The 14,532-nt window shown below is 71.2% G+C and carries 11 protein-coding genes; 5 read left to right on the top strand and 6 right to left on the bottom strand.

Features of this window, described 5'->3' with window-relative positions:
* Positions 1 to 154: 154 nt before the first annotated feature.
* From ACIBQZ_RS27890 to ACIBQZ_RS27900, 3 genes are all read right to left on the bottom strand, one after another.
* Positions 155 to 2,968: a hypothetical protein gene (locus tag ACIBQZ_RS27890; protein ID WP_396091752.1), complete on the bottom strand. Its 2,814-nt coding sequence runs from the start codon at positions 2,966 to 2,968 to the stop codon at positions 155 to 157.
* Between the two features lie 81 nt (positions 2,969 to 3,049).
* Positions 3,050 to 6,046: an MGH1-like glycoside hydrolase domain-containing protein gene (locus ACIBQZ_RS27895; protein ID WP_396091753.1), complete on the bottom strand. Its 2,997-nt coding sequence runs from the start codon at positions 6,044 to 6,046 to the stop codon at positions 3,050 to 3,052.
* Between the two features lie 113 nt (positions 6,047 to 6,159).
* Positions 6,160 to 7,458 (bottom strand): hypothetical protein, encoded by a 1,299-nt coding sequence (locus ACIBQZ_RS27900; RefSeq protein WP_396091754.1) that lies wholly within the window; start codon positions 7,456 to 7,458, stop codon positions 6,160 to 6,162.
* A 195-nt stretch (positions 7,459 to 7,653) separates the two neighbouring features.
* Between ACIBQZ_RS27900 and ACIBQZ_RS27905 the strand changes: the two genes are divergently transcribed.
* Positions 7,654 to 8,667 (top strand): LacI family DNA-binding transcriptional regulator, encoded by a 1,014-nt coding sequence (locus ACIBQZ_RS27905; RefSeq protein WP_396091755.1) that lies wholly within the window; start codon positions 7,654 to 7,656, stop codon positions 8,665 to 8,667.
* Positions 8,668 to 8,685: 18 nt separating this feature from the next.
* On the opposite strand, the gene ACIBQZ_RS27910 is transcribed toward ACIBQZ_RS27905, so the two are convergent.
* Positions 8,686 to 9,615, bottom strand: a complete 930-nt coding sequence (locus ACIBQZ_RS27910; protein WP_396091756.1) for a glycoside hydrolase family 26 protein — start codon at positions 9,613 to 9,615, stop codon at positions 8,686 to 8,688.
* Between the two features lie 470 nt (positions 9,616 to 10,085).
* On the opposite strand from ACIBQZ_RS27910, the gene ACIBQZ_RS27915 reads away from it, so the two are divergent.
* Together ACIBQZ_RS27915 and ACIBQZ_RS27920 are read left to right on the top strand one after the other, a co-directional pair.
* The gene (locus ACIBQZ_RS27915) at positions 10,086 to 10,793 is read left to right on the top strand and encodes a glycoside hydrolase family 16 protein (protein WP_396091757.1); all 708 of its coding nucleotides are present in this window, start codon (positions 10,086 to 10,088) and stop codon (positions 10,791 to 10,793) included.
* A gap of 103 nt (positions 10,794 to 10,896) precedes the next feature.
* Positions 10,897 to 11,940: a carboxypeptidase regulatory-like domain-containing protein gene (locus tag ACIBQZ_RS27920; RefSeq protein ID WP_396091758.1), complete on the top strand. Its 1,044-nt coding sequence runs from the start codon at positions 10,897 to 10,899 to the stop codon at positions 11,938 to 11,940.
* A 17-nt stretch (positions 11,941 to 11,957) separates the two neighbouring features.
* Here the strand turns inward: ACIBQZ_RS27920 and ACIBQZ_RS27925 are convergent, their stop codons facing one another.
* Both ACIBQZ_RS27925 and ACIBQZ_RS27930 read right to left on the bottom strand, forming a co-directional pair.
* On the bottom strand, positions 11,958 to 12,722 hold the full coding sequence (locus ACIBQZ_RS27925) for an SDR family NAD(P)-dependent oxidoreductase (RefSeq protein WP_396091759.1): 765 nt from the start codon (positions 12,720 to 12,722) through the stop codon (positions 11,958 to 11,960).
* 312 nt (positions 12,723 to 13,034) lie between these two features.
* A complete protein-coding gene (locus ACIBQZ_RS27930; protein ID WP_396091760.1) occupies positions 13,035 to 13,379 on the bottom strand; it encodes a hypothetical protein in 345 nt (114 codons plus the stop codon).
* A gap of 204 nt (positions 13,380 to 13,583) precedes the next feature.
* On the opposite strand from ACIBQZ_RS27930, the gene ACIBQZ_RS27935 reads away from it, so the two are divergent.
* Both ACIBQZ_RS27935 and ACIBQZ_RS27940 read left to right on the top strand, forming a co-directional pair.
* A complete protein-coding gene (locus ACIBQZ_RS27935; RefSeq protein ID WP_396091761.1) occupies positions 13,584 to 13,787 on the top strand; it encodes a hypothetical protein in 204 nt (67 codons plus the stop codon).
* A 165-nt stretch (positions 13,788 to 13,952) separates the two neighbouring features.
* Positions 13,953 to 14,474, top strand: a complete 522-nt coding sequence (locus ACIBQZ_RS27940) for a peptidase inhibitor family I36 protein (RefSeq protein WP_396091762.1) — start codon at positions 13,953 to 13,955, stop codon at positions 14,472 to 14,474.
* Positions 14,475 to 14,532 lie beyond the last annotated feature (58 nt).

Consider the following 14,532-nt stretch of genomic DNA (forward strand, 5'->3'; position numbering starts at 1 on the left):
GCGATCGGCTACCAGACTCAAGATACCTTGGCTCCGGCGACAAGCAGCCTCGTCCATACGTCTGCCCTGCGGAGATTGCAGGCCGCGGTTCGTGGTCGACGACGTCGGCGGATCGGCCGACGCCGCCGAGATGCGGGGGCACGTGCCGTGCGCTTCAGCCTTTGGGGCAGCCGTTGCTGTCCTGGGGCGTGACCCCCTCTTTGCCGTACAGCTCGCCGATCAGGAACAGACAACGCGGCGTGGTGTTCGCCGCCTCCTGCGCGCCGGCCGGTGTCGGCAACCGCAGGATCGCGGTGTTCCGGGTCGCGCCCACCCTCGAGTCCGCGAACGTGATGCGCCCGCTCGCGCCCACGTGGGCGAACTCGCGGTCGCGGAACAGCTGGGCCAGCCAGGCCCGGTTCCACCGGTCCGGGCCGGCCTGCCGGGCCGCGGTGACCACCATGTCGGCCGCGTCGAAGGCGATGCCCACCCGCTCGCCCGGGTATGACGGCACCGCCCACGCCTGGCCGTACAACTCGGACGCGTTGTCGTGGATCAGGTCGTAGTAGCCGGCGCAGAACTCCACCAGCGGCCCTTTGTCGGACAGCGGCGGCGCGGGGGTCCGGTTCTCGGCGCAACTGCGTCCGGCGAGGACGACCAGGCTGCCGAGCGCGACGTAGTCCAGGTTCATCTCGGCCACGAAGCTCTGCTGCCGGAAGGAGGGCTGCGCGACTATCCGCTCGATCGCGTCGTCGGCGACGATCCGCGGTGGAGCCTGCACCGCGCAGTCCTCCTTGACGTTCTGCAGGAAGCTCGAATAACCCGTCTCCCGGCCGGCGTAGAAGTACATCCGGCGCTCGCCGGGCGCCCGGGGATCGGGCTTGGTGCAGGGTTTCAGGGCGTCCCCGCCGGGCAGGGTGACGACCTCGACCGCAACCGCGGTGCGGCTCCCGACGGCCTTGCTGACCTCGGTCACCAGGGTTTCGACGTAGTCGTCGGGCTGGTCGGCGGGCTCGGGGCGGACGATGGTGAACAGGTCGACCGGCGGGTCCTTGAGACTGGTGAGGTAGGCGGCCAGCAGCTGGGCCTGTTGCGGGTTCCCGGACACCATCTGGAAGTAGAACTTCGAGGTCGCGGCCAGCCCGGAGCCGGTCAGCGTGGTGCCGATCGTCGGCACGGCCGCCCGTCCCAGGGCGGCGATGGCCTGCCTGGTCTGCTGGACCGTACGGTCCAGACCGACCACGGCCTTGATGCTCGGGTCCCGCTCGGCCAGCGGGATCAGCAGGTCCCGGGTGACCCGGTCGGCCGCGGCCATCTCGCGGCCGCCGTTCGCGATGATCACGCGGAGCAGCGGATCGTGCTCGCCGGTCACCGAGAGGTTCTGCTGCCGCTGCACGATCGCGAGCCCGATCAGCTCCTCGGCGACCGCGTTGTCGGTTTCGAGGTCGGCCCCGGCGTGGGTGAGGCCGCCGAAGTAGATGATGCTGATCAGCGGCCGGTTGCCGTGCGTGCCGTGGATCCTGGCCGCCTCGGCGTTGAGCCGGAAGATCTCCCGCTGGGCGGCCTCGAGCTGGTCGTTGGTGCCGAAGATCTGGCTGTCGTTGTCGCTGTAGCCGACGCACTGCTCGTCGCCGGGCGCGATCTCGGCCAGCCGCACGTCGATTCCGGCATCGGGTTTCGCCTTCAGGTACGAGCAGCCGGCCTGCCAGTAGTCCTGCAACCGGGCGGCGGGCAGCGCGGCGACCGCGACCAGGCAGGCCACCAGGATCACCTCCAGCACGCCGCGCCGGGCCAGCAGGGAGGGCTTGCCCGGGTCGAGGTCCAGGTCGGCCCAGGCGTCGGGGTCCTCGCCGGAGGTGCGGGCGATCGCCTCCGGCGACAGTGGCTCGGGCAGGTGGATGGTCAGGAACCGGGCGTCGGCCGCGAGCTTCTGCCGCTGGACGGGAAGCTCGCGCTTCCAGGTGCTGTAGGCGGTGGCGCTGGCCGGGGCGAACAGCGGCACCTCGCCGGGGGCAGGCGCGGGTTCGTCGCGGCACCCGGCGATGACCAGCAGGGGGTCCACTTTGCCGGTCTCGTTGCGGACGTCGTTGATCAGGCGCAGCAGCGGGAGGCCGCCGTTCTCCTCGCTCGCGTGGTCGAGCAGCACCGGCACGTACGCCGTGCGCCGCCACCCCCGGCGCCGGGGCAGCACCGACAACCGCCGCCGCCGGTACGCCTGCCGCAGATCCTCCAGGAACGCGTGCACAAGCAGCTTGTGGAGCTGCCCGGCGTTCTGTTCGTCGAGCCGGTCGGCGGTGAGGCGTTCCGCGAAGCCGAAGAAGTCGGAGGAGTGCTCCGGCACCATGAACGTCTGGCGGCGCATGAACCACCGGGCCTCCGGCACGATGCCGTACGAGCGGCGGCCGAGCCACTTGAGGATCATGAGCCGGACGAACCAGAGCGCCCCGCTGAGCCCGAAGGTGCTGGGCCCGCTGTCACCCTGGGCGGACACCTGGGTCTGCGCGGCCTCCTGGACGTACGGCGATTGGCCACGCCATTTCCGGAGCAGCGCGACGATCTCCGCCTGGGGGTCGCGGTTGCGCGACGGGGTGAGCTTCTGGCGGGTGAGGAACGTGGCGAGACGGTACCGGCGGAAGCTGTTGGGCCGGGCGGAGAACCGGTCCTCCTGGAGCTGCTGACACAGCTGTTCCAGCAGCGCCAGCTTGGGCGGCTCGGCTGTGGCCGGCGACGCGAGGACGGCGGTCTCGGCGTCCAGGAGCACATAGGTCGTCCGCGGCTCCGCCTTCTCCAGCAGATCACGGAACCCGCGGAGGAATCCGTGCACCGATTCCTCCGGCCCGACCAGGCGGATGAGCGGCAGCGGGATGTCGCCGTGCACCGCCATGTCCGACACCCGGGGCAGGAACCGAGGCCGTTTCCGCAGCGTGAGCACCAGCTTCAGCAGCTCATGGACCCCCGGGAAGACAGGTGGCTTGAACTCCGCTGCCATGCGCGCCCCGATCCCGGTGCCTGGTCCACCTCGAAACGACGATGATATCCATGCGTGGCTACGGAACGGGGCCTCGCGACATCAGCGAGTAGGCACGGATGCCACGGTGAGGCGGTCGACGGCCAGCACGCCCGCGTCGAGGCGCAGCCCCAGCGCGGGGGCCCAGGTCGCCAGCGTCGCGTCGTCCACGGCGGCGGAGATCGGGGCGTCGTGGATCTGCGTCCAGGCGCCGTCGTGTTCGTGCCAGGTGCTCAGGTGGCCCCAGCGGGCCAGCACGGCGAAGCGGTCCCCGGCCGACCAGGTGACCGCGGCGCAGCAACCGCCGGTCGCCTCCGGCCGGTCGACCCCGCCGCGGCGTACGTCGGCGCCCGAGCTCCGGTGGTAGTTGTTGTACCAGGCGAGGGCGTTGTCGCCGGCGCCCGCCGACAGACCCAGGAACAGGCTGTCCTCGGGCACGGATCCGGCGAAGGCGCGCGGGGTGACGATCACGGCCGTGCCGCTCGCGGCGGCCCGGACCGGGGCGGCGAGGACGGCGAACGCCCGGGAGGTGGCGGTGGCCGTCAGGGCGCCGTCCGCGACCGCCAGCGCCGGGGTGGGCTCGGCCACCGGACGGTCGACCCGGTACGCGGCGAGCCGGTCGGTGCCGAAGTCGTCGTCCCACACGGTCACCGGGTAGTCGGCCGGGTCGAACCGGTAGACCGTCGGCGCGACCGCGGCGCTGACCTCGGGCGAAGCGCCGGACCTGGCGAGGGCGCGCAGTGGCAGCCGGTCGGTGAGACGGGCGTCGGCGGGAACGCGTACCTGCCAGGTGGTCGTCAGGGTGGCACCGGCACGCAGGACGCCGGCCCGGTCGGCGGTGACGGCGCGCGCGGACCAGCCACGGGGCACCTGCAAGCTCACTCGCAGGTCGGCCACGGTCGCGGCGGCGGCCACCTTACTGCGTACCGTGATCTCCTGATCCGCACCGACCGGGACCGTGTCGGGAAGGGTGACCCGCAGCCGGGCATCGGGCCGGCGCCAGAGCTGCACGGCGGTGATGCCCGACGGGCTCGGGGTGACCAGCCGCAGCCGGTCCGTGGTCACGGGCGGGTCGACGAGAATCCGGTTGATCGCCCGCTCCCCCGGCGTCGCCGGGTCCCGGCGCTGGCCGGGCACCTCGACCCAGTCGCCGTCGGGCAGCTGATGCTGCACCGCGAAGGTCGCGGGGGTACGCACACCGCCGCCGTCGTCGTAGAAGTCGACGCGGATGTCCGAGACGACCGCGGGAGCGCCGAGGTCGACCTCCAGCCAGTCGGTCGCGTTCGGCGAGCCGTAGGAGGTCCAGCGGGTCGACGGCACGTCGAGGTGGAAGTTCTGCCCGTCGATCGCGTCGGCCGGGCTGTCGGCGTGCCAGGTGTGTGACGCCCGGGCGACCGGATAGCCGGTGCCGGTCACGTTCACCGCGTCGTCCACAAGGGCCGGTTGGCCCGCCGGCGGCCGGCTGTCGAGGCGGAGCGTGACGTCGTCCAGAGTGGACCGGTGCAGGACCGGGACGCCGTCGAGCCACACCCGCAGACCCGGACCCTTCCCGTACGCGGTGCCGTCGCGATCCCACAGCACGCTCAGATTGCGCCCGTGGTAGGACAAGTTCTCCACCGCGAAATGGTCCCAGCCGGCCGGCACGAGCGGGGCGATCCGCACCCGGTCACCACCGCTGGGCCGGATGCCGAGCAGCCCGGAGAGCACCACGTCGGTGAACGTGGAGTGGTTGTAGTCCTCACTGTGCCCGCGCCCGTCGTAGATCCAGCGGTCCTCGTCCGGATGGTGCGCCTCCGCCACGTACGGCGCACCGTTCTTGCGCTGCGTCAGGGCATAGCCGCGCAGTAGGTCGGTGAAGTCGTCACGGTCCACATAAGACTGGGACGGGTAGTCGAGCAGCTGGTTGGCCAGCGCGGTCAGGGTCTGGCTGGTGGCGTACGGCCAGCTCGGGCCGTCCCAGCGGCAGCAACCGTCCTGAGCCTGGTGCATGAACCAGGGGCTGCGGCGCTCGGTGGTGGTGGGCCCGAACGGCGCCGCGAAGCCCTGCGCGTCGGTGAGCTGCGACCACGCCCGGGCGTTGCCCGCCGGGGCCATGTGGAAGTACCACGGGACGTAGCCCATCAGTTCCCGGTCGGCGATGGGAGTGGTGGCGTCACGCTGGACGTGCTTGTAGAAGTCCCCGTCCCACAGCTTCGTCAGGTTGGTGCGCAGCGCTGCCGCTTCCCGCTCGTACCGTTGCGCGGACCGCACGTCACCCGCCCGGCGCAGGATCGTGGCCAGCGCGCGGGCGTCGCCGTACTGGTACGCGTTGAGCGTCGGCCGGAATCCGTCACCGCCGTGGTAGGGATCGGCGGTCTGGTACGACCCGGCGGTGTACTCCATCGCGTCCCAGACCGGGGTCTGCCAGTACAGTCCCCGCGCCGGGTCGTAGTTGCTCTTCTTCCACCCCTCGTACTGCCGGCGCAGCTGCGGCAGCCGCTCGGTGAGCAAGCGCCAGTCCCCGGTCACCTCGGCACGGGCCACCGCGGCGTCCACGAGCCAGAACGAGTACTGATGCGCCCAGTCGGTGGTGTTCTTGTTGAGCGCCTCGGTGGCGGGCTTGGCCTCGGCGCCGGAGCCGGTCAGCCAGTAGTCCAGGTAGTCGTCGAGGTAGCGGCGGTCCCGCAGCCAGCGTCCCTCGTAGAGGTGGTGGCCGGCCGCGGCGTTGATGCCCCCGAACGGCGCCGAGTAACCGACCGGGCCGAGGAACTCGGTGACGATCCAGCCGTCCTTGCCGCCGGTGTACTTGAGCGCCTCCTTGAAGGTGCGCCAGCGGTAGTAGTAGGTGTCCTGGATGGACCGGTCGGGCAGGTCGACGAAGGGGATGTTGGCCTCGTACCAGGCGGGCTCGGGCACGTCGCCGAGCAGCGCGCGATGGTCCAGGAAGGACGTTCCGGGCCCGGTCGGCGGGTAGAGCGCCGGCGGGCCGCCGGCGGCCCGCGCCGGGGTCACCACCGCGGCGGAGCCCGCCAGCACCAGCACTGCCGCCAGCATCGCACCGATTCGCACACGCAGGGCCATGACCGCTCACCACAATCGCGTTGACATCGATGGATGCCGACACAGTTAAACAAGCTGAAACACAGATGGTCAAGGAGAGAGCCGCCGCCGGGACGGGTCCAGCGTGGCGGGCCTCACGATGCCGGCCGGGTGAGCAGGTCGTCGCCGGACGAACAGGTCAGGATGGCGCGGCGGACGGCGCCGACCCGGGCGGCGGCTTCCTGCTCGTCGAGCCCGCGCAGGGTCAGCAACAGGTCCCCGGCTCGGGCGGTATGGGCCGCGGTGCCGAGCAGCCAGGATGTCGCAGCGTCCACCACCGCCGCGTCGGGCCCGGTCGCCTCGTCGGGGCAGACGAACGGGAGAACACCCACGTTGTCCAGCATGATGCTCTCGAGTCTGTCGCGGTGATTGACGTGGCCGTCGTCGCCGATGGTCAGGGGCACGAGCATGCTGTCCGGATACTCACCGACCTGCCGCATGGGGCTGAGGTCCTCTTCGGCCCTGCTCGGGGCGCCGGGCAGCCGGGCCAGCTTCGCGAGCGCCGCACGGGCGGGTGGCGTCACTTCGTCCAGCACGCCGCTGTGCACCCGGGCCACGCAGACGTGCGGAGCGTCGCCGGTGCAGACCAGCTCGCGGGCGGCCGGGTCGACCGGGTCCCTGACGAAGGCCGCACCGCCCTGGAGGATCAGCACCGCCGCGGCGGCCCCGAGCAGCGCGGGCGCCAGGGCCACGATCCGGGCGCGGTGCTGGGCTGCGGCGAACAGCAGCGCGGCGCCGGCGGCCAGGCCGGTCAGATAGAGCATCTGGGCGATGCTGAACCGCCCGGGGACGGTCGCGAAATCGGTGGAGTCGCCGCCCAGGCCGTACCCCGGGAACAGCAGGGTGCTCAACCATTCCCGGCGCCCGGTGATCCCCCGCGCCACCAGCGGGGTGGCGAAGGTCGCGACCGCCAGGGCCGGGGCGGTGAGGACGGACGGCAGCATCCGGCCGACCACCAGGCCGAACCAGGCCGCGGCGACCACCGCCACCGCGCCGGCCACGACCACCCCCGCCACGGCCCCGGCTGGCAGGTATTCCGCCGTGCCGACGATGCGAAGCGCGGCCAGACTCCAGGCGCCGACATACGCCACGAACGCGACGACGCCGTACACCAGAAGCATCGGGACGACCTGGTGGGCGCGCGGACGGGGCACGCTGGCGAACAGCTCCGTCACCCGGGAGGCGTGCTCCCGGCGGGCCTGCCAGGCTCCGGCCGCCACCGCGAGCCCGGTCAGCAACGAGAGGTACCACCGCTGGTCCATGGCCAGGATCATGTAGCCGGCGGTCCACCGCTCGCGGGCGGAGTACAGCAGCCCGGCACTGGCCGTCAGCACCATCAAGCCCGCCCAGCGGGCAGCGGATCGGCGCAGCTCGATGCGGAAGATACGGATCATCGACCCGCCCCGCCGCCGGGCCCCACGTGACTCCTTTTCACATCCCGCTAGACGATGACCATCATCCCCGGCGGTTCCCCGGAATCTATGTCCTGCGTCACATCCGATCATCGGCCCAGCGCGGCGGCGACGGAAGCCCGTCCGGGCACCCGCTGCCGTAGGATCGCCAGAACCAGGTCGAGCGGAGGGGACCACATGTCGGCACCGGCCTCCCCCCGCCCGCCGACGCTCGACGAGGTCGCCGAGCGCGCGCAGGTGTCCCGGACGGTGGCCTCCCGGGTGATCAACAACGGCCCGCACGTGAGCCGCGCGAAGCGGGACGCGGTGGAGAAGGCGATCCGCGAGCTCGGGTTCACGCCGAACCGGGCCGCGCGGGCGCTCGCGACCCGCCAGACCGGCGTGGTGGTGCTGGCGGTCTCCGGCGACGGGCCGGGCGTGTTCGCCGACCCGTTCTTCGGGCAGATCATCGTCGGCGCGTGCACCGCGCTGGAGAAGACCGACCTGCACCTGATGCTGAGCCTCGCCTCGACCGGCCACGGCCAGCGGCGGCTGGAGAGCTTCCTGCAGACCCGGGGAGCCGACGGGGTGATGCTGGTGGCGCTGCGCGGTGACGACGCGCTGATCGACATCGCGGCCCAGTCCGGCCTGCCCACCGTCTTCATCGGGCTGCCGCTGCGGGGGACGCCGCCCTTCTACGTCGAGGTCGACAACGCGGGCGGGGCCCGGGCGGCCACCGAGCACCTGCTGCACGGCGGCCGCCGCCGCATCGCCATGATCACCGGACCCGACGACACCACGGTCGGCCGGGAGCGCCGTCGCGGCTACGCCGAGGCGCTGACGCTGGCGGGGCTCGCGCCGTACGCCACCGAGCCCGGGGACTTCACGGAGGCCGGTGGCGCCGCGGCGATGCGCACGCTGCTGAACGCGCACCCGGACCTGGACGCCGTGGTCGCCGCGAACGACAACATGGCGGCCGGGGCGTTGCGGATGTTGCGCGACGCCGGCCGGTCGGTGCCCGGCGACGTGGCCGTGACGGGTTTTGACGACCTGCCCATCGCGATGCACACCGATCCGAAGCTCACCACGATTCATCAACCGGTGGAGGCGCTGGGCCGCGAGGCCGCCCGCATGCTGGTCGACCTGCTCGACGGCGGGCGGCCGGAACCGTTCATCCTGCCCACGAACATGGTCGTGCGGGAGTCGGCCTGACGCCGGGCGCGCGGGCGCCTACGACGACGATCGCGAACGGGCGCACTCGGCGGCGACGCGGGCCAGTTCGTGACCGCGCCCGCGCAGGTACCTCCGCTGCACCCAGGAGGTGAAGGCGGCGAGCGCGGCCGGCGACGAGCTCGGCGACCACGCCTCTTCCTTGGTCAGGTCGAAGTAGGTGAGCAGCTTGAGGTCGGGGTAAGCGCCCGAGCGCAGCGTCGCGTCCATGTCCTTGAGCCACTGGGCCTTGTCGCCGCCGTCCTCGGTGGACGCGAACTCGCCGAGCATCACCGGCCGGTGCGGCGCGACGGCGCGGGCTTTTGCGTACGCGGCGGCGAAGGTCGCGTCGAAGCTCGCCCAGTGGTCGCCGGCCGGGTCCCACGACGGGCCGAAGCCCCAGTTGTAGCCGTCGATGCCGACCCAGTCGACATACCTGTCACCGGGATAGGCGCCGGCCGGGTCGTTGTAGGCCTCGTCCGGTGCCGAGCCGTTGTTGTAGGCCCACACCCATTGCACGTTGCGCGCGCCGGCGGCCACGGTCAGGTCGTGGACATGACGGTACGCCCGCACGTACAGCGAAGGGTCGGCGTTGTTGTTCGCGATGCCCCACGGGTACCAGTTGCCGTTGAACTCGTGACCCCAGCGGACCAGGATCGGCCGCCGTACGGCCGCGAACTCGCCGGCCCGGGCCCTGATGTAGCCGTCCCACGTGCCGTCGAGGATGTCCTGCAGGTGGATCTGCCCGGGGTCGTTCGGGCCGAGAGCGGTGTTCCACGGCTCCCAGGTGTAGTGCGGCATGATGCCGCTCCGCCACAGCGCCTTGGCCTCCTTCACCGGGAAGGCCAGGCCGCTCGCCCAGCTGTCGAACCACATCACGCTGGCGGGGGTGACGTCGTACAGGCTCTCGACGGCAGCGGCGACAGCCGTGGGGTCCCCTTCCCTGAACACACCCAGGTATCGGGTCGGTGACGCGCCCACGACCGCTCCCGCGGCGCCGGCATCGGAGATCGCCAGCGTAACCGCGGCAGCCGCCGTGCCCAGTAGTGTCCGCCTCCGCATACTGTCCCCCAGACCATCTGAGAGCGCTCTCCATCTGTTGGAAGCGCTTCCGGTCACAAGGTACGACTCGCGCTCATCGATGTAAAGAACAGGTTTCGGGGTGCACAGTGGAAGCCCCGCCCCGGACGATGGATGGCGGCGGCATCACAGCCATATGTGCTGCTGGAACGTCCTCGTGGTCGCGGCCGAGCCTTGACAGGTCAACCAGGACGTCACAAACTCGTCATAGATAGCGCTGGATCTGGAAACTTGGAAGCGCTTCCAAATCATTCCGCACAGAGCTGGAGACGTCAGTGCTCACTACTCGATCTCGCTCCCGGACAGCGCTGGCCGCCGTCATCGTCGGTATCGTCGCCGCCGTGACAGCGACCGGCCCCACACCGGCCCAGGCCGCCATCGGCGCCGGCTTCGTCGACAACTTCGACACGTTCGCCACGAGCCGCTGGTACAAGGCCGACGGTTACAGCAACGGCGGCATGTTCAACGCCGGCTGGCGCGCCGACCACGTCTCTGTCGCCGGCGGAGTCATGGGCATCCACCTGGACAACCAACCCTGCCCCGGCGGCTGCTCCGGTAAGCCGTACGCCTCCGGCGAGTACCGCACCGTCGACCTGTACTCCTACGGCCGCTTCGAAGCACGCCTGAAGGCCGTCAGGAATCCCGGCACCGTGACCTCGTTCTTCACCTACACCGGGCCCAGCGACGGCCAGCCCTGGGACGAGATCGACGTGGAGATCCTCGGCAAGAACACCACCCAGGTGCAGCTCAACTACTTCACCAACGGCGTCGGCGGCCACGAAACCGTCATCAACCTGGGCTTCGACGCCTCGACCGGCTACCACAACTACGCCTTCGAGTGGTGGAACGGCGGCACCATCAACTGGTTCGTCGACGGAGCGCTCGTCCACCAGGAGAACGGCTCGCGCGGGCCGCTGCCCACTCACCCGCAACGCATCATGATGAACCTCTGGCCCGGCATCGGCGTCGACAGCTGGCTCCGGCCCTTCACCTACCCGGGCACCAGGCTGACCGCCGGGTACGACTGGGCCAGATACACCAGGTACTGACGCCGGAACGGCCCCCTGGGCTCGCGCAACCCACCCGCGACAGGGCATAGTGGCCCGCGATGTCACCGACCGGTGTCGCCTGCCGTGAAGAAGGTGGTTCTCCGTGACAACGCGCTCACGTGCCCGGCGGGTACCAGCCGCCGCATCAATCGCGCTGGCCGGGGCGATGCTCGCGGTGTCCGCGGCACCCGTCGCGGCCGCCGCTCCGACCATCCGCATCCAGAGTGTGTCGTCGGAGAGCGTGCAGTCCGGCGAGTCGGTGCGCGTGCGCTTCCAGGCCACGAACAACAACCAGCGTACGGAGAAGGTCTTCGTGGCCGTCTCCGGCGGGCTCCGCTGCACCGCCGGATGCTCCACGGCCCGGGACATCAGGCCCGGCCGGAGCCAGAGCTTCGATGCCACGGTCGTCGCCCCCGAGGTGCGCCCCGGCGAGCAGAGCGGCCTCAACCTCGCGGTCAGCGTACGGATCGGCACGCAGACCGCGTTCGACCACAAGATGATCCTCGTCAGCGGCGCGGACAAGCCGTCGTCCGCGGTGAGCCGGGTCTCCGGCCGGGTCCGCGACGCCGACGGGAAGCCGATCGGCGGCGTGTCCTTGACCGTCCGGGACAGCGCCGGGCATGACTACCGGGCGACCAGCACCAGAAGCGGCAAGTTCTCGATCAGGTCGAGCGGCAGCAGGCCGATCGCCGCCGGCCCCATCACGGTCGTCGCGGCCAAGGACGGCTACCGCACCGCCCGCTCGACCGTGCAGGGCACCGCCGGCGCCGCCGCGACCGTACGGCTGACCCTGGCGGCCGTGGCCGCCCCGTCCACCACGCCGCCGTCGCCGGCCGCGACGAGCGCTCCCCCGGTCACCGAGGAGCCGGCGACGGAGGAAGCCCTCGCCGCGGTGTCGCCGCCGGCCACCGCCAGGACCTCCGGCGACGACGGCAGTGGTCTGCTGCTGTACACCATCCTGGGCGGGCTCCTGATCGCCGCGGGTCTGGGCACGCTCGCCCTGATGCTGATCCGCCGGAGAAGCAACCCGGACACGCCGATGGCTGCTCCGTACGGTGCGGGCGGTGGCGGCATGGCCGACGCCCCGACCGCGGTGCTGCGCACCGTGCCCACCCAGGACGACTACCAGCAGCGTGGCTACCGCTAGCGTGCGACAGGGCGTGCTCAGATGGCCGACCAGCCGCCGTCACACGGCACGATGGCGCCGTTCATGTTCGTGGCGTCGTCGCTGAGCAGGTAGGTGATCGTGGCGGCGAGTTCCTCGGAGGTGGCAGCGGCGGGAACCGTCGTCTGCATCATCGGCCCGAGAACCGCGGCGGCGTGCCCGGACCTGAACGGCGCTTCGATGTTGGTCGCCACCGCGCCGGGAGCCACCGCGTTGGCCCGAATCCCGCTGCCCTTGTAGAAGACGGCGACGCTCTTGGTGAAGCCGTTCACCGCGTGCTTGGAAGCCGTGTACGCGGCACCCGACGCCGACGCGCGCAGGCTGGCCTCGGACGACACGTTCACGATCGAGCCCTTCCCGGCCGCGATCATCAACGGCAGCACGGCGCGGGTGAGCCGCATGACGGCGGTGACGTTCACCGCGAAAACCCGCTCCCACACGGCGTCGTCCATCTCCGCGGGAGGCAGGAAGCCATCCATGATGCCGGCGTTGTTGACGAGACCGTCAACCCGTCCGGCCGCGGCGGCCACGATCTGCCGCACGACGTCCTCGTCGGCGATATCCCCCGCGACGGTCACGAGGCGCAGGTCAGGAAACTCGGCGGCCAGCTCCTTGAGGGAGGCGTCGTTGATGTCCGCGGCCACCACCGTGGCGCCTTCGCGGGCCAGCCGGACGGCCGTCGCACGGCCGATCCCCGAGGCGGCACCGGTCACGACGGCCGTCTGTCCCGCGAAGCGTCCCGGCGTGAATCCTGGAGTCGGCATGAGACGTCCTTCCGTGTCGTTCCCGTCCTGTACCAGCAGTGTCGATCACCACTGAAAGCGCAGGCAGGGCCCTACGACCCCGGACCGGCAGCCACGCGCCCCTTTCCCGCGAGCCCGGGGCCTGGTGCGTGTCAGCGGTCCGGATGTTTGTGCGGGAGGTCGACGACGATGCGGGTCTGCGCCGGGGGCGGAGGTGGAGGTGGCGTAGGTGCGCCACCGGCGGCGACCGCCGCCGGCCGGCTCGCCCACGGGTCCCGCGTCCAGCACGGCCGGCGCCGGGCGGGCGCCGAAGGTCCAGTCGGCTTCGGGGCGTCAGCACCGGCGGCTCTCACACAGATACACAAAGCTCAGCACGCCGGCGGCCGCCAGCGCCGAGCGGATCGCCGGCGCGGCCCGGGACACCACCAGGGACGACGAGCGGGCCATCCGGCTGTGGGTCACCGCCAGGAAGCTGATGAGCTCCGGCCCGGCGCAGGTGACGGCGGCCAGGTCAACGAAGACACTGCGGGGAGACCACTCGCAGAGCCGGCGAACGGCGTCGGCCAGCAGCGGCGCCGCGCCCTCGTCGACGACACCGGCGACGCGGACGTCGGCCCGCTGGCTGCCCGGGAACGCCGTCACGGTGATGGCGCAGTGGTTGGTGATGGTCTGTCTCATGCTGCCGCCTTCAGCGCGGGGAGGTAAGCGCCAGGGTCCGGGGCTGCAGGCACAGCGGAGCACAGGGCTCCGGCTCGTGCGGATAAAGACCCGCCGTGTTTGCCCGGCATCGGCATGCGCCAAACGTTCGCTGCGCCATCGGCCTCGACGGCGGCGCCGCGATTACCAGTTGCGTACCGGTAGTCGCTCCGCCACCTTGGCCACGTGACCGCACTGGACGAGGAACTGATCGAGCTCCGCCGGGAGATCCACCGCCGCCCCGAACTCGCCGGCGACGAGCGGGCGATCGGCCACGGCGTACGCGCCATGGCCGGTCTGCTGACCGACCGGCTGGCAGCCGGGTCTACCGCGGGCAACGGCCGCGGCGACGGGCGTGGCCGTCGAAGTGGCGTCAACCGAGAGCGGTAGGCGACGTGCCGCAGGGTGGTGCTGTCATCCGACCGACGTGGTATTTCGGCGGTGATTCGTCGTCTCGAGGTGCAGGCGAGAATCAATTTCCGGCGGTATGGAGACTACAAAATCCGCCGTCTAGCGTCGCCCTCATCATCAGTCAGTGGATGGGGGGAAATTCACATGTCCCAACGATTCATCGGCCTGCTCGCCATGGTCGCGGGCGCCATTCTCGCGACCGCGCTCATGGCCGCACCGGCCGACGCCGCAGCGCCGGGCATCCAGGCGCAAATCGACGCGATCATCGCCGAGCACGGCGGGCAGCAGACCGGCGCCACCCAGGTGACCTGGCGGGGCGGCGCGGTGGTGCTCGATCTCGCCACGCCGTCGGACCGGACGCTGGTCGCCGTCGAGGGGTGCCCGACCAACGCGTACTGCTTCTACGAGCACGAGAAGTTCAACAACGACAACGACGGGCGGAGGTTGACCTTCCGCGACTGCACGGCTGCCGGCCTGCGACAGAACCTCTACGACTACGGGTTCCACGACAAGACGACGTCGTGGGTGGTGAACAAGTCGCTGCGCCTCGTCGACGTGTTCACCGGCACCAACACGCGGCTGTGGCAGGAACGCGCCCACAGCAAGTCGTCCAACGTCGGCGCCGCCGACAACGACAAGGCCGACTGGTTCAGGTGCTACCTGTAGTGGCACCGCGGCGCCGGCCCTCGGCGGGCCGGCGCCACCCGGTGTCGTACCCTCTCGG

Source organism: Actinoplanes sp. NPDC049599 (genome assembly GCF_044465625.1).
Lineage (GTDB): Bacteria > Actinomycetota > Actinomycetes > Mycobacteriales > Micromonosporaceae > Actinoplanes.